Source organism: Fodinibius saliphilus, assembly GCF_005869845.1.
Classification (GTDB): domain Bacteria; phylum Bacteroidota; class Rhodothermia; order Balneolales; family Balneolaceae; genus Fodinibius; species Fodinibius saliphilus.
Map to the genome: position 1 here is coordinate 1,493,831 of NZ_VAWF01000001.1, position 26,384 is coordinate 1,520,214.

Consider the following 26,384-nt stretch of genomic DNA (forward strand, 5'->3'; position numbering starts at 1 on the left):
TAATCAAGCTATTAGTGCCATGTGGACAACCCTATTAATTATTATAGCCCTTGGCGTCTTTGTTTTTACAAAGGTGTTTATCATCGTAGAGATGCGCGAAGAAGTCATTCAGGAGCGTTTGGGTAAATATATCAAAACTCTTACACCGGGTCTTCATTTCTTAATTCCATTCGTAGACCGTCCAGCTTATCGTCAAGAAATGCGTGAACAGGTTATCGATGTACCCAGCCAAACCTGTATTACCAAAGACAATATTGAAGTTGAGGTTGACGGATTGGTCTATGTTAAAGTTATGGACTCGTACAAAGCAAGCTACGGAATCGGCAATTATAAACTGGCAGCCATTAACTTGGCACAGACAACTATGCGTAGCGAAATTGGTAAAATTACACTGGATGATACTTTCTCGGAACGCGAACAGATGAATGAAAATATCGTCCGCGAAATTGACAAGGCGTCTGATCCGTGGGGCATAAAAGTGCTCCGATATGAAATACGAAACATTCGCCCTTCTGACAACCTCATTAACACGCTCGAAAAACAGATGGAGGCCGAACGGGATAAACGTGCAGAAATCACCGAATCTACCGGAACGCGTGATTTCAAAATTAATGAGTCTCAAGGAGAACGCCAGGAAGCAATTCTATTATCTGAAGCTAAACGCCAAAAGCGTATCAACGAAGCTAAAGGGAAGGCTAAAGAGATAGAACTTATTGCAAAAGCTACTTCTAAAGGCATTAAGCGGGTTTCTGAAGCTATTGCCAAACCGGGCGGTGATTTAGCCGTTAAAACTAAGCTTATAGAACAATTTATCGGGCAGTTGGGCAATGTTATTGAACGTTCAAATGTATCAGTACTGCCTACAGAAACTGCCAATTTAAAAACATTTTTCGAAGGGGTCGGAAAGGTCAGTGACCATACCCCCACTTCAACCACCAATACTAAGGGAGGCGCACAATGATTGAACTAATTAGCCAAGGTGTACTCGGACTTTTAAGTATTTATGTATTATTTAAATTCATACAATCCATTCAGTTGGTACCTACCCAAAAGGCCTATATTGTTGAACGGCTTGGAAACTACCATAAAACATTGGGACCCGGTTTCCATGCCCTTATTCCGTTTTTTGATCGCGTAAAATACCGACAAGATCTGCGTGAAGAAACCATTGAGGTACAACCTCAAGAGTGTTTTACCAAAGATAATGTAAAGGTGGAAGTGGATGGTGTTATTTATTTAGCAGTGATAGATCCGGTCAATGCCAGTTATGGTGTTACTGACTACCGTTTTGCTGCGGTACAACTGGCCCAAACAACGACCCGTTCTATTATTGGTACTATGAACCTGGATGATACTTTCGAGGATCGAGCGATTATCAATAAAGAAGTGGTCGAGGTACTTAGTGAAATGGAAAAAGCATGGGGCATTCGCGTACTGCGGTATGAGATCAAAAACATCTACACGCCTAAGACGATCCAAAATGCTATGGAGCGCCAGATGACCGCAGAACGTGAGCGCCGAGCAACGATAGCAAAGTCCGAAGGGATTATGCAATCGACAATTAACGATGCCGAAGGAGAAAAAGAAGAGATTATTAACGTTTCGGAAGGTGAAATGCAGCGTCAGATCAATGAAGCCGAGGGGGTGGCTCAAGAGATTGAATCACTGGCAGAAGCAACAGCTATATCAATTGAAGAGATCGCGGATGCCCTCTCCCATGAAAAGGGGAAAGAAGCCATGCAGATGCGGCTAGCAGAAAAATATATTAGCCAGCTTTCTAAATTAGCTAATGATAAAAATGATGTTATCATCCCTAAAGATGTAACAAACTACGATGCCATCATGCACGGACTTTCTTTGGATAAGATCTCTATCGTCCCGGAAGAAGATAAAAATTCGTAATATCAATCCCTCTTATTCCTTAGCTTAATTATAGGATAAGAGATAGATTACTTATAAAGCCTAACCAGAAATGGTTGGGCTTTTTTTATTGCACCGATCTTTTTCCAAATATATTAATCTTATTCATATTCATGTTTGGGGTACCATTCAGAGCCCCGCCCTTCCGGAGTCATATCAAAAATATTCCAAAGCGGCCAGATCAAATCAACATGACGTGCATTTTGTCCTCCCTCAGTAGGCGAATATAAAAGCTCAGTATTATAAAAATGATAAATCCCATCAGCAGTTTTTTCAAAAATGTTTACTGCAGGCAGTTGACTCCCCTCCTCCGTCTCTGCATGGTAATCATTATTATATGAATTATTGTGAGATGATAACAAGCGCAACTGGTTCCATCCTCTTTGACGCGCCCAATTTCTAAGCTTTGTAATGGGCGCCTTGGCAACAACGACAAAGTTCACCCTATCTCGAATATGTCTTGCTTGCCCATTTAGCCCATCCAATATAGATGTACAACTTGTACATGGTTTATCTGCTTCAGGGGCAAACATAAAGCTATAGATAAATAAACTCGATTTTCCCTCCTCATATAATTCTGAGAATCGAACCCTGTTTATGGTTTCTTAATCAGCTAAATCAGCAGCCCCTTCCTCAAAAATATAACTTTCGGGTACTGCTCCCCCTCTGGGCAATACCCTTCTGCGGCGGGCGACTTCTTCAAGCTGCTTTCGCAACGCTATTTCTGCTTCCAGTAGCTGATCGCGTTGTTGACGGTATTCCTTTGTTTCTCCCGGAAATGTTCTTTCGTGAAACCTTACCATTACCCCCTCCTTTTTGGCGTTAATAAAATGGTAATTTATGAAACAATCATCGCTTTTACATTGAATTGTCCCCAATACCAGATAATAATTGCAAAAATAATCAACAAAATGAACCACGTTGTAAGCGCTATGCGAGATGCTTTCTGGGCTTTCTTCTCCTCCCACCAGCTCCGGGGACGAACACCTTGAATAAGAAAAGTGGATATACCTGCCAGGTTAATACAAATAAGGTTCGTAAGTGTCAGAATGCCGGCCCCAATCGCGAGCTGCATATAGCCAGCGCCAAGCAACAATCCCACAACCACCAGTGGCGGTAGTAATGCAACTGCTACCATTACCCCCACTATAGTCGCCGGCACTCCTCGCGTAAAAGCCAATACTCCTGCACTACCCGCCGCAAGAGCAATAATAATGTGTTTAAGATTAACCATTGTCCGGCTTATTAGCTCATCTGACTGTGGGTCTACTGTGAATATAAGCCCCATTATGAAAGCCACGCCCAAAGCAACAATTAGGCCGGTGGCATTTGCTTTAATCGATTGCCATCCCAGGTCAAGATCCCCCAGGGTAGCAGCTAGTGCCAATGAAACATTAGGTGCTAGTAGCGGGGCAATTACCATCGCCCCAATAATGGTGGCAACATCATCAAGTATTAAACCGATGCCGGCAACCAGAGTAGATAGAACGACCATTGCCAAGTACACAGAATTCAACTCTGCATCTGAAGTGACATCAGCATACAACTCTTCGCGGCTAACCCTCCCCGGTCCTTCCTTTTCAACTTCGGCTGATGGCTCGTCCTCTTCTGTTTCTGGTTGGGGTAAAGTCGCCTCCACTGAAAACAGCATTATTCTAAAATCCTCTTCAGTTCCAAACTGTTCGCTTAGTATATCCGAAATGGTTTCTGTTTGATCTACATTTACCAGTACCCGGAGTATACCCCGCCCGCCATCAACACTGTCAGTCCATGCCCCCAGAATATTTTCTTCCTCAACCGTTTTGCGTGCTTCTAATAATGATTCTGAAGCGGCAATCAATTCAATTATGCGTAAACTCATAAGGCAATCGATTTTTAAAAAAGAAGTAACAAAAAAAGTTTTCTAAAAAGTAAGAATAACAGCTAAATATGAAAGAAACGATATATTATTAAATAAATATCTATTCATTTTTGGAATTCGCACCAGAAAAAGATCCTTTGCAGATAAAGTCGAGTGTTTTAAAAATAATCCTCCTTTTTTTTCAATGAATCACTTCCTTACTACCTTCTATTAGTCGCAAGTATGTTTGTTTTTAAATAAAAAGAGACATTAAGAGCTTAATAAGGGCTTTTTGGAAAATTACCTCCCGGCCTTCCCTAATAACGTCACAGGCTTCCCTATTAATACATTTTCAATTCATTCTGGCTTAAGTAAAAAGGGAAAATGGCGATAACAGCTTGTGACTAGTTGGGTACGAAAAAAATATTACAGTACACTTCGCATTTAAGGATAACTACATAAATATAAAACCATGGTAAATAGAAGAATACCAATCTTAACTTTAATCTTTGTTTTTTTAATCGGCGCAAAGGTTACATTCGCACAGAGCAATTGGGAACCTCAAACAAATATTACGGGATATATCTCGACCGAAGTTAATTACTTTGATGAACTAGACGGATATGATTTAAATTATTCTGCAGCAGTTTCTGAAGCAGGTATTTTAATTTCATACCAACCAAAATCTAATTTTAGAATAAAAGGGGTATTTGTTTATCGTCCCAAGTTCGAAATTGACCAAATGTTGAACGAAGCTTTTGGTGAACTTACTTTATCTGAAGAAGCTAAGTTCAAAGCAGGGCGCTTTCTTTTACCATTAAGCCCCAGTAATACATTTTATTATGCCCCTGTAAATACTAGTGCAACTCTTCCTATACTGGTAACAAATCATGAGTTTTATCCCGTTACCATTGATGGAGCTTCGATAAACGGATCCATAGGGTCAGAATTTAAAGTAAACTATGACTTCTTTGCAGGTGGTTTCAATAATTCTACTTGGCTCAGAACCGGTGCTGTACGTTTTTTCGGAGATGAAGTCAATTACTTCAAAAAGCAAATTAACAGTTCAGCGACGTTAGATCCGTCCTATAATGAGACTTATAACTTTGGAGTTGGTGGTAGATTAGGCTTTTCCTACAAATCAAATATTGATGTTGGTTTTAGCGCCTTTAAACCTAATGATCAGGATGTACCATTACTGGTAAATGTCCCGGCTAATGGCTTATATCCCGGTTCTCCAGCTACTCAAATAGTTCAAGAAAGCAGATTTGAAAAGTTCAGTTACGGTATTAACGTAAAGTTGCAGTACCAAAACACTAAGTTAGTAGGTGAATATTGGAAAGCCGATCTGGTTATTGATGGCAGCGATACTGACTTAGAAGGTGGATTTGTAGAACTGAACCATCGCATTAATAAGGTTACTCCCTACATTAGATATGAGGACCAAAAGACGGCAGACGTTGACTATAAACGATATACTGCAGGGGTTAACTATAAACCAAGCTTTAGAAAAACATTTAAGCTTGAGTACTTGCGTTACGAACACTCCAGTGGTGATATAAACGGTTTTGTTGGTACATTAATTTACTCATTCTAAAAGGTATAAGGTTATAGTAATATGAAAAATCTAATAGCAACTTTAGGTATACTTCTGCTTGCTTTTGCAACGGAAGCAACAGCACAATCATTTAAAGTGATTGTCAATAAAGCGAATGAGACGGAGTCTGTATCGAAAAAAGAACTATCCCGAATCTTTCTTAAAAACAAAACTAAATGGGATGATGGTTCTGAAATAACCCCGGTAGATTTGAAGGCCAGTTCTGCCACGCGGAAGGCATTTTCAAATGACATTCACGGGCGAGATGTTGGTGCCATAAGAAGTTATTGGCAGCAAGCTGCTTTTTCAGGAAAAGGAACTGCTCCTGTCGAACGCTCTAGTGATGCTGAGATCATCACTTTTGTCACAAACAATCCCGGTGCAGTTGGTTATATATCTGAATCAACCGATGCAACAGGGGTAAAGGTGTTGACTATTAATTAACACTCAGATTTAAGCGAGTCATAGAAATAAATTAATGCATTTTTTATGGCTCGCATTTTTCTCTAAAAGGTAAAATGCGACTAATAGTTTTGTAGCATAAATACATTTTAGTAGTAGGGTATCAAAATCAATTTGTAGAACAATGAATATATTCAATCACATAAAACTCAGGTATAAGATTCTTGTTTTCCCTACCATATTTATTATGGTTGTGGGTGCAATATTTTATACAACGCAGTGGAGTAATGAAACGATAAAAAAAGAACTGAATACCGTTCAGTATTCTTATATCCCCTATAATGACCTGACTAACCGAATGAGCTCAACTCAGGCAGCTATTGAGAAATCACTTCAGGATGCAGTTGCTGCAAAAGATAAGGCCATGGTTGAAGAAACAGCTTCACTGGCTAAGCAGTTTAGGCAACTAGCTGACAGTGCCAAGACTATTAAAGCTGATAACGATTATGCACTACTCGATAGCACATTACAATCGTTCAGCAAATATTATGAGCAAGGGGTAAAAGCCTCAAGTATGATGATTACCCAAGACTTCTCGGAAGAGGTCAGTAATAATGTTCAAGCAATGATTGCTGAACAAAAAAAATTAAAGCGACTGCTAAACAAAGCATCTAATTTAGAAGTTAATACTGCCTTCGACAATGCTCATAAACAGCTGACTGAGTTAAGTGCAACAATTAACAAGCTACTGCTTATTAGCTTGGGATTATTTATTGGTCTTTCCCTATTACTTTCACATGCCATTGCCGGTGCTTTACGTAAGATGGTTAAAAAGATCAAGGAACTTGCCGATGGTAATTTAAGTATCCAAATATCTGATAAAAACCTTCGGCGGAAAGATGAAATTGGTGATATATCAAAAGCAATGGACAGTCTCGTCACTCAGCTAAAGAATGTTATCAAAGGTGTACAACGGGAGTCGCAAGAGATATCACAAATAAGCGAGCAGCTTGAAGCCACCTCCAATCAAATGGCACGCGGTTCTAATGAACAAGCTGAATTCGTAGATGAAATCTCCAGCACAATGGAACAGGTTTCTACCAATATTACTCAAAATGCTGAAAATGCACAACAAACGAATGTCATTTCCAGAGATGCCAATGAACAGTTAAAAGAGGTGGGTGAGAAATCGAAAAAAGCTATTGAAGCTAACGAAACCATTACCAATAGAATTAACCAAATTAACGAAATCGCTTCTCAAACAAATATTTTGGCCCTTAATGCCGCTATTGAAGCAGCACGAGCGGGAGAAGCAGGTAAAGGTTTTGCAGTAGTGGCCAAAGAGGTTCAAGTGCTTGCCGAAAAAAGTAAGAACGTGGGTGATGAAATTGTCGAACTTACCAATGCGGCTTATGAGCTTTCATCAAAAGCCGGAGAGGTTATGTTTGATACGATCCCTAAGATTAAAGAAACATCTGACCTGGTTCAAGAAATTTCTATTGCCAGTGATGAACAAAGTCAAGGGGCTAACGAAGTGAATCAGTCTATACAACAATTAAATACACTCTCGCAACAAAGTGCTGCATCCAGCGAAGAGTTGGCTTCATCGGCAGAACAGCTTATGAATCAATCGGAACGACTGAAGCAATCTATATCTTATTATCATTTGGAGGAGAATGCTCCCCAGCAACAGACCCCAAATCCACAATCGTTTAACAAGCACAACAACACAAATGGTAATGGACAAAAGCATCAAAACGGTGTTCATGCAGACGATTTCACATTATAGATAGAATCTTATATGTAGATGACAAAAGATATCAGCATATAAAGCTACTTCTACAAGATATTATTGAATCCATACATATTAGCTATGTGTATGGATTTCTTATTTAGGCATATACTGTATTACCTATTTTTTACTGTTTAAAATAAACTGTAAGCTTTCCTGTTTTTCCAGCCGCTATTTGGGATATCTCTTAATCTATTATACTCTTCTTATTTTGTTAACTATGAACCAAACACCGTTGGCTAATTGCATAGCCACATCAATTCTTACTATTGGGTGACTCCGTCGTGGTTGAATAATTACTTCTTTATTTTTTGTAATGCGTACAGAAGAAAAAAACTTTTTGAGATACCTAGCAAAAAACCCCTCACAGCTACTTATTGACATCTTTGTTGCCGATACCTGTGCCGCCCAATCCCTCTCCCTTAGACCCCAGAATATCACGGCTCTAATAAATCCGTTAAAAAGCAAGCTCCCAACCCCTTTTTTGTACTCACCCGATATAATTCCACATACCAAGTATGGGTTTGAGAAAGTTATCACAATTATTTATCTAACTCTTATATGAAAACAAGGTGTTTTGGGTACTAAAGTCCATACGTTTTTCTTTTTATTGTATAATCAACATTACAACTTTAGAGAGATTACTATGTCAATAAAGCCAATTATTTCGCTTTGTATTGTAGCAAGTATACTTTCATTTTCGGCCTGTAGTGATAATGGTACTGGCACAGATAATGATGATGGCGGAGAGCCCCCGGAAAACAATGAAGCCTTTTATCTGGCCGATAACGGAGTTACCATTAAGTGCGATGAGGCCGAGGCAGGACAAAAGGGTACTATAGATGGAGACACCTATACCAAGAGAAGTGCTGATAATATAACACCCGACAATGCCGAAACTACCTGTACCAGTGGGATAACAGATATGTCATCACTGTTTTTTGACGAAACCTCCTTTAACGCTGATCTCAGCCATTGGGACGTCAGCAGTGTCAAAAACATGAAAAGCCTGTTTAGAAATGCCAAAAACTTTAACAGTGACCTGAACGAGTGGGACGTCAGCAGTGTCACAACGATGGCTGAAATATTTAAAAAAGCTTCCTCGTTTAACGGAAATATTAGCAACTGGAATGTTAGCAGTGTCACAAATATGCATAGTATGTTTATGTATGCTGAATCGTTCAACGGTGATATTAGTAGCTGGGACGTTAGTAACGTCACAAATATGATCCAGATGTTTAGTAATGCTAGCTCGTTCAATAGCGATATTAGCAGCTGGAACGTCAGCAATGTCACATACATGACAAATATGTTTAGAAAAGCTTCCTCGTTCAACAGCGACATCAGCAGTTGGAACGTGAGCAATGTTACAAATATGAGAGGTATGTTTGCTGGTTTTGATTTTGCATCTTTTAACGGTGACCTTAGCGGATGGGACGTCAGTAGTGTTACTGATATGAGAAGTATGTTTTTAGGGGCCAAAAACTTCACTAGCGACTTGAACGGCTGGGACGTCAGCAGTGTCACTGATATGAGTAGTATGTTTAGCAATGCCAAAAACTTCAACAGCGATCTCAACGGGTGGGACGTGAGTAATGTCACCGATATGGTTGGTATGTTTAGAGAAGCCGAATCGTTCAACGGCAACATCAGTAGCTGGGATGTTAGCAGTGTTAAAAGTATGGAAACTATGTTTTATGGCGCAAAAGCTTTTAATCAGGATTTAAGCGGATGGGACGTCAGCAGTGTCACTGATATGAGTAGTATGTTTAGCAATGCCAAAAACTTCAACAGCGACCTCAACGGGTGGGACGTGAGTAATGTCACCGATATGGTTGGTATGTTTAGAGAAGCTGAATCGTTCAACGGCAACATCAGTAGCTGGAACGTAGCCAATGTTGAAAATATGACTATGATGTTTCAATTTGCCAATACGTTCAGCGGCGACATTAGCAGCTGGGACGTCAGTAGTGTCACTGATATGAGTAGTATGTTTAGCAATGCTAAAAACTTCAACAGCGACCTCAACGGGTGGGACGTGAGTAATGTCACCGATATGGTTGGTATGTTTAGAGAAGCTGAATCGTTCAACGGCAACATCAGCAGCTGGAACGTTAGCAGTGTTACAAGTATGGAAACTATGTTTTATGGCGCATTAACTTTTAATCAGGATATAAGTGGCTGGTGCGTTTCCAAGATCAACTCGAAACCTGACAACTTTTCTAGAGATTGCCCGCTTCAGGAGAGCTATCATCCAATGTGGGGAACTTGTCCATAAATGAGGGAAGAATACATCACAAAATATAATTTTACCACATCTCAGGACACTTCTTCATGAGATGCAGCAGAAAATCCCAGTGACCATTGCCACATCTTTGTGCATGGTCACTGAATAGTTCACCAGGAATCTGGTAAAACTTGGATTAATCTGGTTTTAAAACTTTCAAAAATCGCCTTTCAGCTACTCTAATATACGAATTTATAGCATTTTAAGGAAATTTAGAAAAGTAATAGTGGAGGTGCGGGGAGTCGAACCCCGGTCCGAAATGGTATATCGTTCAAGCATCTACATGCTTAGTTGCCGTTTAGAATTCGCCCGAAGCATCGCCCGGCAACTGGCAACTTCAGACTAGTCTGTTAAAGTTTTACGCAGGCTCGACAGACAGCGAAACCTCCGCTATCCTGTCATAATCGGCGCCCCATTCAGCACTGACAGGCAAGAAGCTGATGGAACGGCTAAACTGCGTTACGCAGCTAAGCTATAAGAATAGTTGTTGTCAACTATGTTTATGCAGAATGATTATTTACGAGTGTCATTGCAAAAACTCGGCATGCAGCCTGCGATTCTACTCACTCCGTCGAATCCGGTACACCCCCAAATTTCCAAAGAACAACGCTGTTTCCAGCGCCATTTTTTCAACGTTTCAAAATCCCAATTATTATGTTCAGAAACAAACTAATTTCTTTACACTGTATACCATCAAATCACTACCTCTGCTGCCGGTGGACGCAGGTTGTAATTGGAACTCATTACGTAACCATAAGCCCCGGCATTGGCCAGCAACACCACATCTCCCTCCTCTGATTCGGGAAATCTTCGATCAATCCCAAGTTTATCACCCGACTCACAGATCGGCCCTACAATATTTACCGTTTGTACTAGCTGCTCATCAATTTTATCAAGATTAACAATAGTATGACGTGCCCCATATAGTGCAGGTCGAATGAAGGAATTCATCCCTGTTTCGACTCCGACATATCTGACATCCCCTTTTCCTTTAAGTTGCGTAATCTTTGTCAGTAGTACACCAGAGGTTGCAACTAGAAAACGCCCTGGTTCCACCCAGAGTTTATACTTGGGGTGCGCATCTTTAAACTGTTGTAAATAGGTAGCAACTTCCCGGATATCGAGATCAGCCTGGGTTTCATTCTCTTGGATTCCAAACCCACCCCCTAGATCGAGTATATCGACCCCACCCAACTCTTCAGCAACATCATGCAAGATAATAGCTGTATCTTTCCAAGAATGCGGATCTTTAATACCACTGCCGATATGAGCATGGAGTCCTTTCACCGAGATATCGTATCGTTCGATAAGATTGGCTACCTCCGGGATCTCAAATCGGGGGATACCGAACTTAGAATGTACTCCCCCGGTCTTCACATGCTTATGGTGCCCGTGCCCGTGACCGGGATCAATACGCAAGAATACCTGCTTTCCTTCAAATATTGCTGACCACTGCTTAAGGGGATAAATATTATCCAACGTCACATGAACTCCCAGTTCCAATCCTTGTTCATACTCCTCTTTGGGTGCAAAGTTAGGAGTGAATAAAATTTCGCTGCGATCGATATCAGGAAATAGCTCAATGACTTTTTCGACTTCTCCAATAGAGACACATTCAAAACCAAGATCCAGCTCATTTACCGCATGCAAAAGCTCTTCATTTGCATTGGCCTTCATCGCGTATAGTGAACGGTCAACGGCATTAATACCTTTGATAAAACCAGCATATTTTTGAAGCGTCTCGCGATCATATACATAAACGGAGTCTCGTTCATCCATCAACGACAATAACTCTTCACGCTTTTGCTTCCACCAAGCATCACTTTCCTGCTCATCCGTTTGCTCTTGTCCCATCAATTTGGGCCAGGTACCACCGAAAGATTGCTGGTTTCCTGATTGTAGAATCAACTGTTCATGTAGTTGACGCAACAACCGATCTACCTGATCGCTTTCTACCACAAACGTAAAATTAAGATCATTAGCAGCTTGGCTCACCAAATAAACATGGTGTTCTTCAAAAACCTCAAATGAGGTCCCCAGTTGGTGCAAAATGGTACGAATTTTACGCCCCATCAGACTCACCGCAGACACCGCTTCAATTACCTTGACCTTACAATATTCATTAAGGTCTTTCACAAACTGACTTCGTACATCCTCAAAATGATCATTTAATCCAGGATCAAGTGATACCGTTACATTCGACTGTGAGGTTGACACCAAATCAATGGACAACCCGTACTCTTTAAACACGTCAAAGGCATCAGCCAAAAAACCCACTTGCTGCCACATTCCTAACGAATCCATACTCACCAAAATAATATCGTCACGGACGGAAATTGCCTTTACCAATGCTTCATTATCAGATGCATCGCTAGAGATAACTGTTCCCGGCAGTTCCGGCTTTTGGGTACACCGTACATTTATAGGAATATTATGTTTACGTGCCGGCATAATGCTTCGCGGATGTAATACCTTGGCCCCATTGGTTGCAATCTCTTGGGCCTCCTCGTAGCTCAGATGATTGAGCAACCGTGCCGAAGGTACTGTGTGGGGGTTAGCTGAAAACATCCCCGGTACATCGGTCCATATCTCTAAGTGCTCTGCTCCTATTTTTGCTGCGAAGTAGGCTGCTGAGACATCTGAGCCCCCGCGTCCCAGAGTTACCGTTTTTCCTTCATCATCACTGCCTATAAAGCCTTGAGTAACTACTAGTGAACCGGCTTTATCAATAGTTTTACGAACACTTGGTTCATAGTCCGAAGCACTCACAGCAGACAATACCTGTGCGCGCTCTGCAGCATTTTTAGGGGAAATAGTCTTAATAAGGTCTCGCGCATCTAGCCAGGTAGCTGCTCCAATTTCTTGCTCTAAATATGCCGCCCCTAACTTAGTAGCCATTAATTCTCCCATCGCTAATAACCGTGCTTGCACCCTATAACTGGCCTCACCAATGAGCTCAATCCCCTTTACGATGTGCTCTAACTCCTCAAAATCGCTTTGTAACAGTTCATCTGCTGAAAGACCCAACGATGAAGCCAACCGGCGATGCTTTTCTTTAAGCTGCTCAACAAGCTCTGTAGCTTTCCCTTGGGGAGCTCGGGCAATAACATCTTCCAACAGATTAGAAATCCCACTTAATGCTGAATGAACAATACATACCGAATACCCCTCCGATTTTCGTTTTTTTATAACCGAAACAATGTTTTGCCAATTTTCGTGGGATGAAACACTGGTTCCACCAAATTTTAAAACAATCCAGTTTGAACTATCTTTAGTCATTTTTAATTCTATCAACTTGAACATTATCGGTTAATGCCAAATGGCAAGCGATAAGATAATAATCTCATAGTCCCTTTGTTGATAAAAAATATTTAATGTTGATTCACTGATTTTAAACTTCATTTTCCTTTAATTCATCCAACCATTTCAAAGAACAATTGAAAACGTGAAACAAAGATTCATATTAACGCTCCTCTTACTTTTCCCTGTAATAACAATTGCCCAGCAAAATGCAAGCATCAGTGGTTATATATCAGACGCTGAAACCGGAGAAACCTTAATATCTGCAAACTTTTCGCTTGCTAACTCCTCAAAAGGCACATCTACCAACACCTCCGGGTATTATACCCTTACAGATGTCAGCCCGGGCACTTATACTGTAGTAGCTACCTATATTGGTTTTCAGCGGTATGAGAAAGAGGTAAAACTTGAAGCCGGCGAAAACCTTCGACTAGACATCAAGCTTAAACCAGAAGACTACCAGCTTGAGGAAGTGGTCGTTACCTCAGAACGAGAACAAGAAGAAAAACGCAATATCGGGCTGGCACAGGTTGAGACAAAGTTTATCAAAAAAGTACCCAGCGCATTTCAGGCAGATGTCTTTAGGTCGCTACAACTATTACCCGGTGTAAAAGCAGCATCTGACTTTTCTAGTGGTTTATATATTCGCGGTGGCAGCCCCGACCAAACGCTGATCCTACTCGATCGCACTACCGTCTATAACCCCTCCCACTTTTTCGGTTTTTTCTCCACTTTTAATCCTGATGCAGTCAAAGACGTACGCCTCTATAAGGGAGGTTACCCAGCGAAATATGGAGGGCGACTTGGCTCTGTACTTACCATTTTTAATAAAGATGGTAATCGCAATGAATTTAAAGGTTCTATTTCATTAGGCATGCTGGCTTCACGGGCTATGGTAGAAGGACCTTTTAAGAATGGATCATACATGCTTGCCGTGCGCCGCTCTACCTTGGAACCGGTACTCGCTGTTCTTCGTAATAACATCGATAACATTCCCGATAGTTTTTACTTCTTGGATATCAACGGGAAAGTTAATTATGATTTGAACGCCAACAACAAGTTTTCACTCGCATTTTATTCCGGGATTGATGACCTCAGTTTTCCTTTTGCAAATGATGCTAATATTAGTCTTAATTATGGAAACCAAACACTTAGCACAAACTGGACGCATATTTTCTCTGATAAATTGTTCAGTAATTTTACTCTTACCGGCTCACGTTATTTTAACTATCCCTCATTTAATATTGCCTCCACTCCTTTTAAGCGTTCCAATAATATCTACGATTTCTCTTTAAAAGGAGACTTTGAATACCTCCCCAATAACAACCATGATATTTCTACCGGTTTTTGGATTGGTGCGATGACTTTAAAGTTACAAGATACATTTGATAACCAAGATACTTTTAGCTCACGAATTCACACCCAGTATGGTTCATGGTACCTGCAAGATAAATGGACTCTTTCTGACCAATGGAGCATAACACCCGGTTTACGTCTCAATGCCTTTAGCGAAGGTAATTACATTAGGCTAGAACCCCGATTTTCACTGGAATACAAGCCAACCAACCAAATCCGCTTACAAGCTGCCTATGGTCGATATAACCAGTTTTTAACACTTATTTCCAATGAAGCATTCTCTGGTTTTGATGTATGGCTTACTACGGATAGTGGGGTCCCCCCTTCATATGGCGATCAATACGTAATAGGAGCCAAAACCATTCCGTGGGACGGATACGGACTAGATCTTGAAATATATTATAGAACCATGGAAGATCTCTTTGAGTTGGATCCTTTTCTACCTGACCAAGCAGGACTACCATACCAGGATATATTCCGTTTTGGAAAAGGATATGCCTATGGTGCAGAACTCTTTTTTGATCGACGAGTCGGTCGTCTTACCGGCTTCCTGGGATACACCTTTAGCTTGACACGCCGGAAATTCCCCAATTTTAATGAACCTCTTTCTGCGAATGGAAATCCTCGGTTTTATCCTCCTAAGTTTGATCGAATTCATGACCTAACCCTTGTACTGGAGTATAAATTTAATAACCGATGGTCAGCTACGACTTCATTTAATTACTCCACCGGTCAAGCGTACACCAAGCCCCTGGGGCGTACCGCGGCATTCGATTTCCCTACTTCAGGTACTTCCCTAAACCAACTTGTTGTAGGTCGTGTTAATGCCTCGCGTCTGCCCGATTATAACCGTCTGGATATTAGCTTCAGCCGTAAAGGTACCTTTTTCGGAAATGGAGAAGCAGAATGGCAATTCCAACTTATTAATGTTTACTCCCGACGTAATGTGTGGTTTTATAACTACGATCTTGATAAGAACCCGGTCCAACGAGAAGAAATTACCCTGTTACCCATTTTACCAACAATTACTTATACCATAGATTTTTAAGTCATGAAGAAGTTATCAATACTCCTTTTTGCAACATTTCTACTGTTCAGCTGTGAACTTTATGAACAAGACGAATACCAAGAATATTATGTTGTAGAATCCTACTTAATTGCAGATAATGAACTACCCGAGGTTCGGCTCTCCACTACCTCTCCAATAACCGACAAGTATACCTTTAAAGAAAATGCTCTCAGCAATGCCAATGTCGAAATACGGCGTTTAAACCCAGATTCATCTGTTGCTGAAACCTATCCCTATGCGGAACAAGATTTTGGGGTCTATGCCCCCCAACTTAATGTCACCGTCCGAGATGAGCAGTTATATGGATTGCATGTCACCACTCCCAAGGGAGATGAGATCACAGCCACTACTTTTGTTCCCGGCAACTTTGAAACGGTCAATGAACTTCAAGATCAGTATATCTACCAAGGGTCACAACAAGTTGAAGTAATAACTACACCTAGCCAATATTTATCTAATCGGCAGACCTATTATATCTTTACCATTAATGTGGTCAATCCCGATACAGCAAGCTTGACACCATTTTATATGGATCAGGTACTTAATGACGGTACCAATATCGAAGAGTTCTATATCAATTCTTCAGGTATTATTAATGAAAAGAATTACCAGCGCAACGAAAACAATAACATTGAACTAACGGTCCCCTGGCTAGCCATTGCATTTTATGACACCAATGATGTTATTGCCAATGCCATTGACAATAACATGTATGACTTTCTACGATCCCAAGATGTTCAAACCGGGGGGAGCACTCTGTCACCGGGTGAAATCCAAAATATCCATTATAACATCAATGGTGGAATTGGTATCTTTGGAAGCATGGCAAGTGATACAAACCGAGTTTTCATAGCACGCCCCAATAGCTCTAACTAACTATGTTTCTACGCACTTTTTTTGTTGTCATCTTACTGGGATTATTGGGAATTTTCCCTGACCATTCAATTGCTCAAAAGACTGAAGCATTTAACCTAGCCAGAATCAAATACCGAGGCGGGGGTGATTGGTATAACGACCCATCCTCTCTTAAAAACTTAGCTGAGTATAGCCAACGTCATATTCCCATTGCCATTAATCCCAACTATGACGATATCCCCATTGGTAGCCCGGACATTTTTGACTATCCCTTTGCTTTTCTGACCGGCCACGGAGCCATCACGATTAACCAAACCGAAGTTGCTAATATACGAGCCTATCTCGAGAACGGAGGATTCCTATATATTGATGATGACTATGGACTTGATGAACATTTTCGAAAAACTATAAAGAAAATTTTCCCAGATGAAGAGTTGGTAGAAATTCCTTTTGATCATCCCATATATCACCAAGTATTTGATTTCCCTAACGGACTGCCCAAAATTCACAAACATGATGGCAAACCGCCAAAAGGATTTGGCCTTTTTCGAGATGGACAGCTAGTTCTTTTTTATACTTATGAAACAAACCTGGCTGATGGATGGGCCAACCCTGATGTTCATAAAGATCCGGAAGCTGTTCGTCAAAAAGCATTGCAAATGGGGACAAATATACTCGTTTATGCCTTAACCTACGGACGTTAAAAATCACTATTCAACTGACCGTTTTTACGGCTTTCCAATGAGATGTAATTTACTGATATTTAACCAACATATATTTCCAATAACAAAATGCAATTATGATCATACCAGTAGCTAGCGATCATGCGGGATACGAGGCTAAAGAGAAGGTCAAAAAGATACTTGAAGAGCTTGATCACATGCCCGTTGATTTTGGTACCCATTCTGATGAATCCGTTGACTATCCGGATTACGCTATCCAAGTAGCAGAGAAAGTTGATGACGGCGAACATGCTCTCGGAATATTAGTTTGCGGATCCGGGCAAGGCATGTGTATGACTGCCAACAAGTTTAAAAATGTACGAGCAGCCTTAGTCTATGATGAGAATTCTGCACGAATGACCCGTCAGCATAATAATGCAAATGTATTATGCCTGCCCGGACGTCGATTAGATGATAAAGAATTAAAAAAAATTGTTACAACCTGGATTGATACAGAGTTTGACGGTGGGCGTCACGAACGAAGAGTTAATAAAATCCACGATTTAACAGAAAATAAATAACATTCTATGAAATCACTCTCGGAACAAGATTCAACCATTTTTGATCTACTTTCAGAAGAAAAGGAGCGCCAAAATAATAATTTAGAACTTATTGCATCCGAGAACTTTGCTTCTCGTGCTGTAATGGAAGCCATGGGCTCAACCCTTACTAATAAATATGCCGAGGGGCTGCCGGGCAAACGCTATTATGGAGGCTGCGAGATTGTTGATAAGGTCGAAAAGGTAGCACAAGAACGTGCAAAAAAACTATTCAATGCCGACTGGGTTAATGTACAGCCCCATTCTGGTGCCCAAGCCAATGCCGCAGTTTATCTCAGCTTTATGGAACCGGGCGACACCTTACTAGGCTTGGACCTTTCGCATGGCGGTCACCTAACACATGGTTCGCATGTCAACTTTTCTGGAATTCTTTATAACTCTGAATTTTATGGAGTCGATAAAGAAACCGGTCGTATCGATATGGATGAAGTACGAAAAAAAGCAAAAGAGGTTCAGCCCAAACTTATTTCAATCGGAGCTTCGGCTTACCCGCGCGATTTAGACTATAAAGCCTTCCGAGAAATAGCCGACGAAGTAGGTGCTTATTTGTGGATGGATATGGCGCATACAGCGGGTCTTATTGCGGCAGGTTTATTAAATAACCCACTACCCCACTGCCATGTTGTTACTACCACTACTCATAAAACCCTGCGCGGACCTCGTGGTGGAATGATATTACTGGGAGAAGACGGAAAAAACACATTGGGCGTTGAAGCACGAAAATCGGGACGTACCAAGCAATGGAGCGAAGTACTTGACTCAGCTGTATTCCCGGGTACACAAGGTGGACCACTCATGCACGTAATAGCAGCAAAAGCAGTTTCTTTTGAAGAAGCATTACGAGATGATTTCAAAGACTATCAAAAACAGGTTCAAGTTAACACTCAAGTGATGGGGGAAGCGTTTTCTCAAATGGGATATAATTTAGTAAGCGGTGGAACCGATAACCACCTTATACTTATTGACCTGCGGAACAAAGGCTTGACAGGAAAAATAGCTGAAGAATCTCTTGAAGCAGCCAAAATCACGTTAAATAAAAACATGGTTCCTTTCGATACCGAAAGCCCATTTGTAACTTCTGGTATCCGTATAGGATCCCCTGCTATGACGACACGGGGATTTGGAGAAGATGAATTTAAGCGTGTTGCCGAATTAATTGACCAAGTATTACAAGATCCGGAAAACGACGCCACCATTGAAAAGACAAAAAAGGAAGTAGAAGAAATGTGTGACCGTTTTCCCCTTTATGACTTCGTAACAGCTTAACTATTTCGTTCGACTCGAAGATTCTGAAGAATCTTCATCAAGCTCTTCTTCAGAATCTACGGTCGCATTTCGGAACTCATTTATCCCCTGTCCAATACCTCGAGCTAACTCTGGTATCTTTCTGGCACCAAAGAATAAAATAATTACAAAAAGAATAATAAGAATTTCCGGTGCTCCAAAACTCATGGATATCTATGTTTACTGCAAATTAAGAGTTCTTTGACTGTTTTACATAAATTGGCAGAAAATATTGCCAATTCAAACTAAATATGTTATTCCCTACAATAATTAGTAGCCAAATAATTAAACTGAAAAATAAAAATTATACGCTTTTTTTCTTACATTCATAGTTCTTTTGATCTAACCAATTATTGTAGTGCAGAAACGAGAAATTATGACTGAAGATCCCCCCAAGGCGACACCGCCAAAGGACCGGACCGCCAATATGTCCTTTTTGGATCATCTGGAAGAATTAAGGTGGCGAATTCTAAAAGGACTCACGGGAATGGGCATTGGTATTGTTGTTGCATTCTTTTTAGGAGACTTTCTGGTTGATAAAGTAATGCTCGGTCCTACCCAATCCGATTTTTTTGTTTACAAGCTTCTGGGTATCGAAGCTATTGACCTTACGATACAAAGCAGAAAGTTACCCGGTCAGTTCTTTACTTACTGGGGCACACTTATTGTTTTTGGTATTATTGTCGGCTCCCCCATTTTCTTCTACCAGGTTTGGTCTTTTGTAGAACCGGCAATGGAGCGGTCTGAAAAATGGAAATCGATCGGACATACTATATTTATTACCTTCTTCTTTCTTTTAGGCGTAGCCTTTGGCTACTTTATTCTTGTGCCCTTTGCTCTACAATTTTTCAGCCAGTTCCAAATATCAGATGCGATCCATAACGATTTTGATATAAATGAATACTTTAGTTCACTTACTATGTGGGTGCTCTCTTGCGGTGTTATCTTCCAGTTGCCTGTGGTAAGCTACTTTTTATCCAAGTTTGGGTTGCTAACACCCGAATTTTTAAAAAAATATCGTCGGCACGCAATCATATTTTGTTTCATTCTTTCGGCATTTCTAACCCCTCCAGATCCTGTTTCTCAAGTGCTTATTGCCATACCATTGATACTATTATTCCAACTATCTGTTTGGATTACTAAGGTTGGTGTTCGACAACGCAACAAATCACTGGAGAAAGCGTTTGGTAATGGATAAATCCCAAAACAGACTTTGATATTGGGCTTTTTAACTCTGAACAAAAGCGTTATTTTTATTCGCTATATATTCAGTTAGCTCAATAAATAGATAGTTTTCAACGAAAAGAAATTATACTACAGTCAATAATATTGATTGTATAAAAAAGAAAGGGTGTTATACCCATTTCATGAAAATCAACGTTACAAAGAAAATAACAATGCAGTTATTTAGTAAAACGCTTTTATTAATTACAGCTTTCAGCTCCATTCTTCTTTTACAAGGCTGTGGGGATGATTCAAACCCATATCAGGTAACTTATAACGCTCCTGCCCCTTATGATATTTCTAAAGCAGATAGTTCTTATACTACGAGCGATGGATTACAGGTTTATATAATAGAAGAAAGTAACGACCTTTTTGAGGTTTCTCCCCGAGACGTAGTTTCTGCCTACTATACTGGTCGTGTTATTAAAAATGGTAAAGTTGGTGATATTTTCGACTCAACTTATCGGAATGAGTCAGTTGAACCAGGTGTTTTGAGAAACTTAACCCCCACGCCAAAACAATCTTCAAATGGCCCCATTTCTCCGCTAATCGATGGGTTCAGACGAGCTGTACTTGGTATGCGTGAAGGTGAAAAACGAGTAGTTATCATACCACCACACTTGGGTTATGAAGGATCCCAAGAAGGGACCAGCGGCTATGATTTACGTAACGATACCTTACGCTTTGACATAGAGGTGGATATGATACTCTAAATTCAATAAGAATACTTTCTTGGAATCTTAGGATTTATACTAGTTAGTATTTCATACGGAATGGTGCCTAAAGTTTGGGCCCATTCCTTTGCGGTATTCCCCCTGTAAATCAGTTCAACCTTTTCTCCTGTAGGGTATTGATCAGCACCCAGATAAACCATGCAAAAATTCATGGTTATACTTCCAACAATTTCATATTCCTTCTCTGCAATCCGAACGGTTATATTACCCGATAAATTACGTTTTATTCCATCATCGTATCCCACAGGGATAACCCCCAAATAGCCATTTCCAGGTGCTTGCCAACGAGCACCGTAACTAATAGCATTATTTGCCTTTACCTCTTTAACCTGTACTAAACGACTTTGCCAAGACAAAGCTGGTTCTATCCCTTCAATGCCAGTTTCACCTGGGGCATATCCATAAATACCAATACCCAAACGAACCATATTGAACTGACTAGTATCATAAAAAGCTGTTGCCCCAGTATTTGCAATATGTGTGTTCAACCCATCAGGAAAATTTGAGCGCAGGTCTTTAAATGTTTTATGTTGGTGGATTACCCGCTCTGAACCAGCATTACTGGCCGTAGCAAAATGGCTATATATTCCAGTACAAAAAAGGTCTGCATTCTCTGTAACCAGTTCAGCAACCTTTTGACTTTGCTCTGGATGAAATCCCAAACGTCCCATACCAGTATCAAAATTCAAATGATATGAGGTTCCTCCCGGCAACCAATCGAAATGTTCAACAGCACTAACAGTAGCTGTTAAATTGTGTATCCGATATTCCGAGACAAAATCTTTCTCTGGCACAGCAAATATTAAGATCGGCTTTGCGATACCATGCTTACGCAATTGAATACCCTCTTCAATATCGTTAACAGCAAAAGCATCTACCTGAGGCTGGATATATTCAGCCACTGCTGTAGCACCATGCCCGTAGGCATCTGCTTTTACAACGGCCATAATATCTACTCCCTCTTGAACATGAGTTGCTAGACATTCAATGTTGGAACGAATTACCGGCAGATTTACAAAAACACTAGAGTTCGATTTCTGGATCATATACCAACTTAAAAATTAAACCATTTTTTCTTTCGGTCTTTTAAAATAACTTTTGCAGCGTTGTACCCTGCAGCTCCAAATACTCCCCCCCCGGGATGACACGATGCAGAAGAGAGATATAAATTTTCAATTGGAGTTTTATATTCACTCATTTCCGGGATTGGACGAAACATAAACATCTGGTCAAAACTCATCTCCACATGCATTACATTTCCTTTTAGTAGACCATGTTTCCGTTCAATATCCAAAGGAGTTTGGATATACCAATCAATAAGTTTTCCCTCCATATTCGGAGCATATTTTGTAACTACATCATAAATTTTCTGTGCTTCACGTTCTCGAATATCATCCCAATGCAAGCCATTCTGTAATTCATAGGGATGCCATTGTGCCCAGGCAAAAAGGGTGTGCCCCCCGCTAGGAGCCACATCCGGATCAATACTTGAGAAGGTCATCGCAAGAACGGCCGGATCTTCTGGGGGCTTTTTCTTCATATAGTCACCAATGGCATTATCCATATAGTCTACTGAAGGCGCCAAGAGCTGCATTCCATTATGAATATACGAATCATCGAGACAAGCCGTATATTGAGGCAATTCTTCAACTGCACAACGGATTACCATCCCAAATCCATTACCAACATTAATATTTTCCACTTTTTGATAAGTCGACGAAGGTAAATAATCAGGACCTACTAAATTCATCATCGTAGTTTGAACATGAGCATTCGAAACTACCAAATTTGCACGAATTTCATCATCTTCTGTCCTGATCCCAATAGCTCTCCCATTTTCAACAAGTATACGCTCTACCGGTGAACCTGTAATGACTTTGCCCCCATGGGCTCTCAAAAAGTTTGCCATTGCTTGTGTAAGCATGCCACTGCCCCCTCTTGGATGCTTGGCCCCACTCTGATGTAGCATCGACTGCCAGCCCGCAAAATCGCCCGTTGCGGGGTGATCCGGTGTTGGTCCCGACTGGGCGGCAAACCACCTAATAGCAGATTTCAGATATTCACTTTCAAATGCATCATCAACAACCTTGCCGTAACTACTGAAAATCTTCTGTAATCCACTTGTCTGCTTCCCTTTCTCGAACATCGATCCATTTCGCATTTGACCTTTGGCCAGTTCAGTAACAATATTTTTACCACTGGGTGGAACCATAAATGCTTTTAATACTCCTTCGTTAACCCGTCCCCAAAACTCTACAAATTCACGATAATTCTCCACATCTTCAGGGGCAACTTTGGCTATAGAATCAAGTGTCTTTTCAAGATCCTTAAAAAAGTGAATAACTCCTTTTTTATCAGGCAATGGATACGACATAATAGGATCCATCTCAATATATTCAAGACCGTACTTTTCGAGTTCTAACTCTTCTAATATACCGGTCTGATGAATCATGATATGCACCGAAGAGCCCACATCCATCTGGAAACCCTGCGGGTATTCTTCAGATTGGAACATTGTTTCGGTACTAACCGCTCCGCCCAATTGGTCTTGGCGCTCAACTACAGTAACAGCATATCCCTCTTTTGCCAAATAACAAGCGGTTACCAACCCATTATGGCCGGAACCAACAATAATAACATCCTGTTTAGTCATTGTTTATATTACTCACTTTTAATAACATATTGAAAGATTTATCGTAACCTTGGTCTAACACGACTTTAGGTCATTTAATTCTGAACAATTCTTAGATCCGTATCATGAAATTTTTTAAGACACTCATAGCTTCAACCCTTGGAATATTCCTTGCTTTTGCACTTATATTCTTTATTGGTTTAATAACAATATCCAGCACAGCCGAAGAACCCGAACCATATATTAGAAGCAATTCTGTTTTAAAAATTTCTTTAAGCGGTACTCTGCCCACACAGGTTTCTTCCAATCCTTTGGACGAAATCATGAATCCTCAGCGCAATAATAAGGTGTCCCTCCAAACATTAAAAGAAAATCTGGCAAAAGCAGAATCTCATGACAATATTGCCGGTGTTTGGCTGGAAATCGATTTCATGGGCGAAGGTTGGGGGAACCTACAGGAAGCTCACAAAATAATCCGATCGTTCCGGGATAGTTCAGATAAATTTGTATATGCCAGTACTAACGATATTGGATATAATGAGAAAGGATATTACCTGGCCACAGCTGCCGATTCTGTTTTTTCACCCCCAGAGTCATTCTTTGAGTTCGATGGATTTTATAGCCAAGTCATGTTTTACGATGGTGCTTTTGAAAAGCTCGGTATTGAAACTGAAATTACCCGACATGGCAAATATAAAGGAGCTGTAGAGCCCTATTACCGTAAAGAGATGTCTGAGGAAAATGAATACCAAATGAATCAGATTATTGACCTGGTAAGTCAAACATATCTAAATGCTGTAAGTAGTAAAAGTGGTAAATCTATTAGACAGCTTAATGAGCTCCTGAATGGTACACCGACCCTTACTGCTCAATTTGGATACGATCAACAATTTATTGACTCTTTGATGTATCCGGATGAGGTTGAATCATATATCAAAAAACAGATAGGTATTAAAGAAAGCAGTTCTTTGAAGACCGTATCTAATAAAAGATATGCCAAAGTATCTAAATCAACTGCAGGTCTCAATACACCTTCAACATCCAATAAAATTGCTGTTATTCATGCAAAAGGACCTATTGTACCAAATTCACTTGCTGATTCCCCTTTTGGCAACCAAGATTTTATAACCACAGATTTCTTTCAAGAACAACTCGAAGATATTCGTGATGATGATGACATAAAAGCTCTAGTGGTTCGGATAAGCAGCCCCGGTGGTTCGGGAAGCACTTCTGATCTAATCTGGCGCATGCTACAAGAAACCAAGAAAGAGATACCTGTCATTATCTCGATGGGTAATGTAGCAGCTTCGGGTGGTTATTATATAGCTATTGCGGGCGACAAAATTGTTGCTGACCCTACTACGATAACCGGTTCCATTGGTGTATTTGGCACTAAGTTCAATATGAAACAGCTGTTTAATGAAAAGTTGGGACTCACATTTGATGAGGTAAAATCACACGACCATGCTGATTGGCTCACCCAAAATCGTCAATTCACACCAGCAGAACAGAAAGCATTTCAACAATATATAGATACTTTCTATCGTACTTTTGTTAACAAAGTAGCTGAGGGCCGGGATATGTCATTTGAAGATGCTGATAAAGTAGCCCAAGGACGCGTATGGACAGGTGCTGCAGCCCTTGAACAAGGTTTGGTTGACGAACTGGGTGGACTTGAAAGAGCCCTTCAACTGGCCGCTGAAGAATCGGGTATTGATAACTATTCCCTGGACCAGTATCCGAAACAAAAATCACTTTATGAAGTTCTAATGGGATCTGCTGGAGCACAAGCCCAAGCAATGGTCGGTGAATGGTTTACTAACCCGATGACCCAAAAAATGCAGAAAGACCTATCAATCCTCAAGCACCGAGATGCAATGCTCTTTTTCCCCTATGATATCAACATACAATAAAACACTATGCAGATAGGATCTTATACTGTTGAGTTGCTTAGTGAAGGTCGGTTTGAGATCTTTAAGGATGGACATATCAATAGGTCTGATAATCACGATATTGGGGCAGATACGATACCTACTACTGCCCCTCAAAACCTAGAAGTTGGAATTAACCCTGTACTTCTCCAAACCGAAGATCATAATATCTTATTGGATACTGGTTTAGGCTGGGGCTTGGATGCTGGCAGTAGCTATTCCAATATTTCTAACGTATGCACCAACCTGGCCATCTTTGAACTCAGTCCCAATGATATTACTCATGTGGTCTTAAGTCACCTTCATTATGACCATGCCGCAGGTAGTACTTATGTAGATGAGGGACAACAGACGAAACCCACCTTCCCAAATGCCCAATATTACATTCACCAGAAAGAGTGGGAATATTCTCTTAAACAGATAGAAAGGGGAACAGCATTCTATGATACAAACTATCAGCTTGATGAATTTTATCGACTGGTTGCAGATGAGTATGTCTATTTTTTAACCGGCCAAACAAATGAAATCCTCGATGGTCTTAAGATAATTCAAACAGGAGGCCACACGCCGGGCCACCAAATTATTGAAATTAAGAGTGATAATGAGATCGCCTATTTTCTGGGGGATTTAATTCCTTCTTCCACTCAGCTCAATAAACATACAACCAATCAGAAAGATAGCAATGAAATTGATGTAAAAAGAGAAAAAGTGAACCTACTCAATAAAGCCTATAAAGAAGAGGCTATTCTTCTTTTTTATCACTCTACTTTTGGACGTGCAGGTCGGCTTATCATAGATGACGACAAACGATATATTTTAGCTGATATCCCCTTCCAAATGTAACCTTAAAGAATTATTCAAGTAAAGTCTCAAATGTAG

20 protein-coding genes, 1 other RNA gene and 1 pseudogene are annotated in these 26,384 nt (G+C 40.5%); 15 read left to right on the forward strand and 7 right to left on the reverse strand.

The window, feature by feature from the left end; all coding sequences use genetic code 11:
• The first annotated feature begins 19 nt into the window (after positions 1-19).
• Entirely contained in the window at positions 20-961 is a 942-nt protein-coding gene (locus FCN14_RS06260) for an SPFH domain-containing protein (protein WP_138430356.1), read from the forward strand.
• A complete protein-coding gene (locus FCN14_RS06265; RefSeq protein ID WP_138430357.1) occupies positions 958-1,902 on the forward strand; it encodes an SPFH domain-containing protein in 945 nt (314 codons plus the stop codon). Before FCN14_RS06260 ends, FCN14_RS06265 begins: the two co-directional genes overlap by 4 nt.
• Positions 1,903-2,021: 119 nt before the next feature.
• On the opposite strand, the pseudogene FCN14_RS06270 reads toward FCN14_RS06265, so the two are convergent.
• Together FCN14_RS06270 and FCN14_RS06280 are read right to left on the reverse strand one after the other, a co-directional pair.
• Positions 2,022-2,723 (reverse strand): annotated as a pseudogene (locus tag FCN14_RS06270) (DUF899 family protein).
• A gap of 35 nt (positions 2,724-2,758) precedes the next feature.
• Positions 2,759-3,781, reverse strand: a complete 1,023-nt coding sequence (locus tag FCN14_RS06280; RefSeq protein ID WP_138430360.1) for a TIGR00341 family protein — start codon at positions 3,779-3,781, stop codon at positions 2,759-2,761.
• A gap of 451 nt (positions 3,782-4,232) precedes the next feature.
• On the opposite strand from FCN14_RS06280, the gene FCN14_RS06285 reads away from it, so the two are divergent.
• The 4 genes from FCN14_RS06285 to FCN14_RS06300 all read left to right on the forward strand — a co-directional run bounded on the left by FCN14_RS06285 (position 4,233) and on the right by FCN14_RS06300 (position 9,829).
• Entirely contained in the window at positions 4,233-5,357 is a 1,125-nt protein-coding gene (locus FCN14_RS06285) for a hypothetical protein (protein WP_138430361.1), read from the forward strand.
• A 21-nt stretch (positions 5,358-5,378) separates the two neighbouring features.
• Complete coding sequence (locus FCN14_RS06290) at positions 5,379-5,801, forward strand: substrate-binding domain-containing protein (protein ID WP_138430362.1); 423 nt, start codon at positions 5,379-5,381, stop codon at positions 5,799-5,801.
• 142 nt (positions 5,802-5,943) lie between these two features.
• The gene (locus FCN14_RS06295) at positions 5,944-7,548 is read left to right on the forward strand and encodes a methyl-accepting chemotaxis protein (RefSeq protein ID WP_138430363.1); all 1,605 of its coding nucleotides are present in this window, start codon (positions 5,944-5,946) and stop codon (positions 7,546-7,548) included.
• A 649-nt stretch (positions 7,549-8,197) separates the two neighbouring features.
• The gene (locus FCN14_RS06300) at positions 8,198-9,829 is read left to right on the forward strand and encodes a BspA family leucine-rich repeat surface protein (RefSeq protein WP_138430364.1); all 1,632 of its coding nucleotides are present in this window, start codon (positions 8,198-8,200) and stop codon (positions 9,827-9,829) included.
• Positions 9,830-10,062: 233 nt separating this feature from the next.
• On the opposite strand, the gene ssrA is transcribed toward FCN14_RS06300, so the two are convergent.
• Together ssrA and FCN14_RS06310 are read right to left on the reverse strand one after the other, a co-directional pair.
• Positions 10,063-10,428: a transfer-messenger RNA gene (ssrA, locus tag FCN14_RS06305) on the reverse strand.
• A gap of 103 nt (positions 10,429-10,531) precedes the next feature.
• A complete protein-coding gene (locus tag FCN14_RS06310; RefSeq protein ID WP_138430365.1) occupies positions 10,532-13,117 on the reverse strand; it encodes a bifunctional aspartate kinase/diaminopimelate decarboxylase in 2,586 nt (861 codons plus the stop codon).
• Positions 13,118-13,283: 166 nt separating this feature from the next.
• Between FCN14_RS06310 and FCN14_RS06315 the strand changes: the two genes are divergently transcribed.
• From FCN14_RS06315 to glyA, 5 genes are all read left to right on the forward strand, one after another.
• Complete coding sequence (locus tag FCN14_RS06315; protein ID WP_246043109.1) at positions 13,284-15,542, forward strand: TonB-dependent receptor; 2,259 nt, start codon at positions 13,284-13,286, stop codon at positions 15,540-15,542.
• Between the two features lie 3 nt (positions 15,543-15,545).
• The gene (locus tag FCN14_RS06320) at positions 15,546-16,439 is read left to right on the forward strand and encodes a DUF4249 family protein (RefSeq protein WP_138430366.1); all 894 of its coding nucleotides are present in this window, start codon (positions 15,546-15,548) and stop codon (positions 16,437-16,439) included.
• Positions 16,440-16,441: 2 nt separating this feature from the next.
• Entirely contained in the window at positions 16,442-17,122 is a 681-nt protein-coding gene (locus FCN14_RS06325; protein WP_138430367.1) for a DUF4159 domain-containing protein, read from the forward strand.
• Between the two features lie 95 nt (positions 17,123-17,217).
• A complete protein-coding gene (rpiB, locus tag FCN14_RS06330; protein WP_138430368.1) occupies positions 17,218-17,661 on the forward strand; it encodes a ribose 5-phosphate isomerase B in 444 nt (147 codons plus the stop codon).
• Between the two features lie 6 nt (positions 17,662-17,667).
• Positions 17,668-18,966: a serine hydroxymethyltransferase gene (gene glyA, locus FCN14_RS06335; RefSeq protein WP_138430369.1), complete on the forward strand. Its 1,299-nt coding sequence runs from the start codon at positions 17,668-17,670 to the stop codon at positions 18,964-18,966.
• On the opposite strand, the gene tatA is transcribed toward glyA, so the two are convergent.
• On the reverse strand, positions 18,967-19,152 hold the full coding sequence (gene tatA / locus FCN14_RS06340; protein WP_138430370.1) for a twin-arginine translocase TatA/TatE family subunit: 186 nt from the start codon (positions 19,150-19,152) through the stop codon (positions 18,967-18,969).
• Between the two features lie 208 nt (positions 19,153-19,360).
• Here tatA and tatC point away from each other — a divergent pair, with 208 nt between their 5' ends.
• Both tatC and FCN14_RS06350 read left to right on the forward strand, forming a co-directional pair.
• Entirely contained in the window at positions 19,361-20,182 is an 822-nt protein-coding gene (gene tatC / locus FCN14_RS06345) for a twin-arginine translocase subunit TatC (RefSeq protein WP_138430371.1), read from the forward strand.
• Positions 20,183-20,381: 199 nt separating this feature from the next.
• Positions 20,382-20,921 (forward strand): FKBP-type peptidyl-prolyl cis-trans isomerase, encoded by a 540-nt coding sequence (locus tag FCN14_RS06350; RefSeq protein ID WP_171032832.1) that lies wholly within the window; start codon positions 20,382-20,384, stop codon positions 20,919-20,921.
• A gap of 2 nt (positions 20,922-20,923) precedes the next feature.
• On the opposite strand, the gene alr is transcribed toward FCN14_RS06350, so the two are convergent.
• Both alr and FCN14_RS06360 read right to left on the reverse strand, forming a co-directional pair.
• Complete coding sequence (alr, locus tag FCN14_RS06355; RefSeq protein WP_138430373.1) at positions 20,924-21,988, reverse strand: alanine racemase; 1,065 nt, start codon at positions 21,986-21,988, stop codon at positions 20,924-20,926.
• An 8-nt stretch (positions 21,989-21,996) separates the two neighbouring features.
• A complete protein-coding gene (locus FCN14_RS06360; RefSeq protein WP_138430374.1) occupies positions 21,997-23,595 on the reverse strand; it encodes a phytoene desaturase family protein in 1,599 nt (532 codons plus the stop codon).
• A gap of 104 nt (positions 23,596-23,699) precedes the next feature.
• Between FCN14_RS06360 and sppA the strand changes: the two genes are divergently transcribed.
• On the forward strand, positions 23,700-25,487 hold the full coding sequence (sppA, locus tag FCN14_RS06365; RefSeq protein ID WP_138430375.1) for a signal peptide peptidase SppA: 1,788 nt from the start codon (positions 23,700-23,702) through the stop codon (positions 25,485-25,487).
• Positions 25,488-25,493: 6 nt separating this feature from the next.
• Positions 25,494-26,348 (forward strand): MBL fold metallo-hydrolase, encoded by an 855-nt coding sequence (locus FCN14_RS06370; protein WP_138430376.1) that lies wholly within the window; start codon positions 25,494-25,496, stop codon positions 26,346-26,348.
• Positions 26,349-26,384 lie beyond the last annotated feature (36 nt).

Bases quoted from the DNA above. Each gene is read 5' to 3' on its own strand.
- alr (WP_138430373.1), bottom strand. From the start codon at position 21,988: ATGATCCAGAAATCGAACTCTAGTGTTTTTGTAAATCTGCCGGTAATT.
- glyA (WP_138430369.1), top strand. From the start codon at position 17,668: ATGAAATCACTCTCGGAACAAGATTCAACCATTTTTGATCTACTTTCA.
- FCN14_RS06360 (WP_138430374.1), bottom strand. From the start codon at position 23,595: ATGACTAAACAGGATGTTATTATTGTTGGTTCCGGCCATAATGGGTTG.
- FCN14_RS06350 (WP_171032832.1), top strand. From the start codon at position 20,382: ATGCAGTTATTTAGTAAAACGCTTTTATTAATTACAGCTTTCAGCTCC.
- FCN14_RS06310 (WP_138430365.1), bottom strand. From the start codon at position 13,117: ATGACTAAAGATAGTTCAAACTGGATTGTTTTAAAATTTGGTGGAACC.
- FCN14_RS06260 (WP_138430356.1), top strand. From the start codon at position 20: ATGTGGACAACCCTATTAATTATTATAGCCCTTGGCGTCTTTGTTTTT.
- FCN14_RS06325 (WP_138430367.1), top strand. From the start codon at position 16,442: ATGTTTCTACGCACTTTTTTTGTTGTCATCTTACTGGGATTATTGGGA.
- FCN14_RS06265 (WP_138430357.1), top strand. From the start codon at position 958: ATGATTGAACTAATTAGCCAAGGTGTACTCGGACTTTTAAGTATTTAT.
- sppA (WP_138430375.1), top strand. From the start codon at position 23,700: ATGAAATTTTTTAAGACACTCATAGCTTCAACCCTTGGAATATTCCTT.
- FCN14_RS06370 (WP_138430376.1), top strand. From the start codon at position 25,494: ATGCAGATAGGATCTTATACTGTTGAGTTGCTTAGTGAAGGTCGGTTT.
- FCN14_RS06290 (WP_138430362.1), top strand. From the start codon at position 5,379: ATGAAAAATCTAATAGCAACTTTAGGTATACTTCTGCTTGCTTTTGCA.
- tatC (WP_138430371.1), top strand. From the start codon at position 19,361: ATGACTGAAGATCCCCCCAAGGCGACACCGCCAAAGGACCGGACCGCC.
- FCN14_RS06280 (WP_138430360.1), bottom strand. From the start codon at position 3,781: ATGAGTTTACGCATAATTGAATTGATTGCCGCTTCAGAATCATTATTA.
- FCN14_RS06295 (WP_138430363.1), top strand. From the start codon at position 5,944: ATGAATATATTCAATCACATAAAACTCAGGTATAAGATTCTTGTTTTC.
- FCN14_RS06300 (WP_138430364.1), top strand. From the start codon at position 8,198: ATGTCAATAAAGCCAATTATTTCGCTTTGTATTGTAGCAAGTATACTT.
- rpiB (WP_138430368.1), top strand. From the start codon at position 17,218: ATGATCATACCAGTAGCTAGCGATCATGCGGGATACGAGGCTAAAGAG.
- FCN14_RS06320 (WP_138430366.1), top strand. From the start codon at position 15,546: ATGAAGAAGTTATCAATACTCCTTTTTGCAACATTTCTACTGTTCAGC.
- tatA (WP_138430370.1), bottom strand. From the start codon at position 19,152: ATGAGTTTTGGAGCACCGGAAATTCTTATTATTCTTTTTGTAATTATT.
- FCN14_RS06285 (WP_138430361.1), top strand. From the start codon at position 4,233: ATGGTAAATAGAAGAATACCAATCTTAACTTTAATCTTTGTTTTTTTA.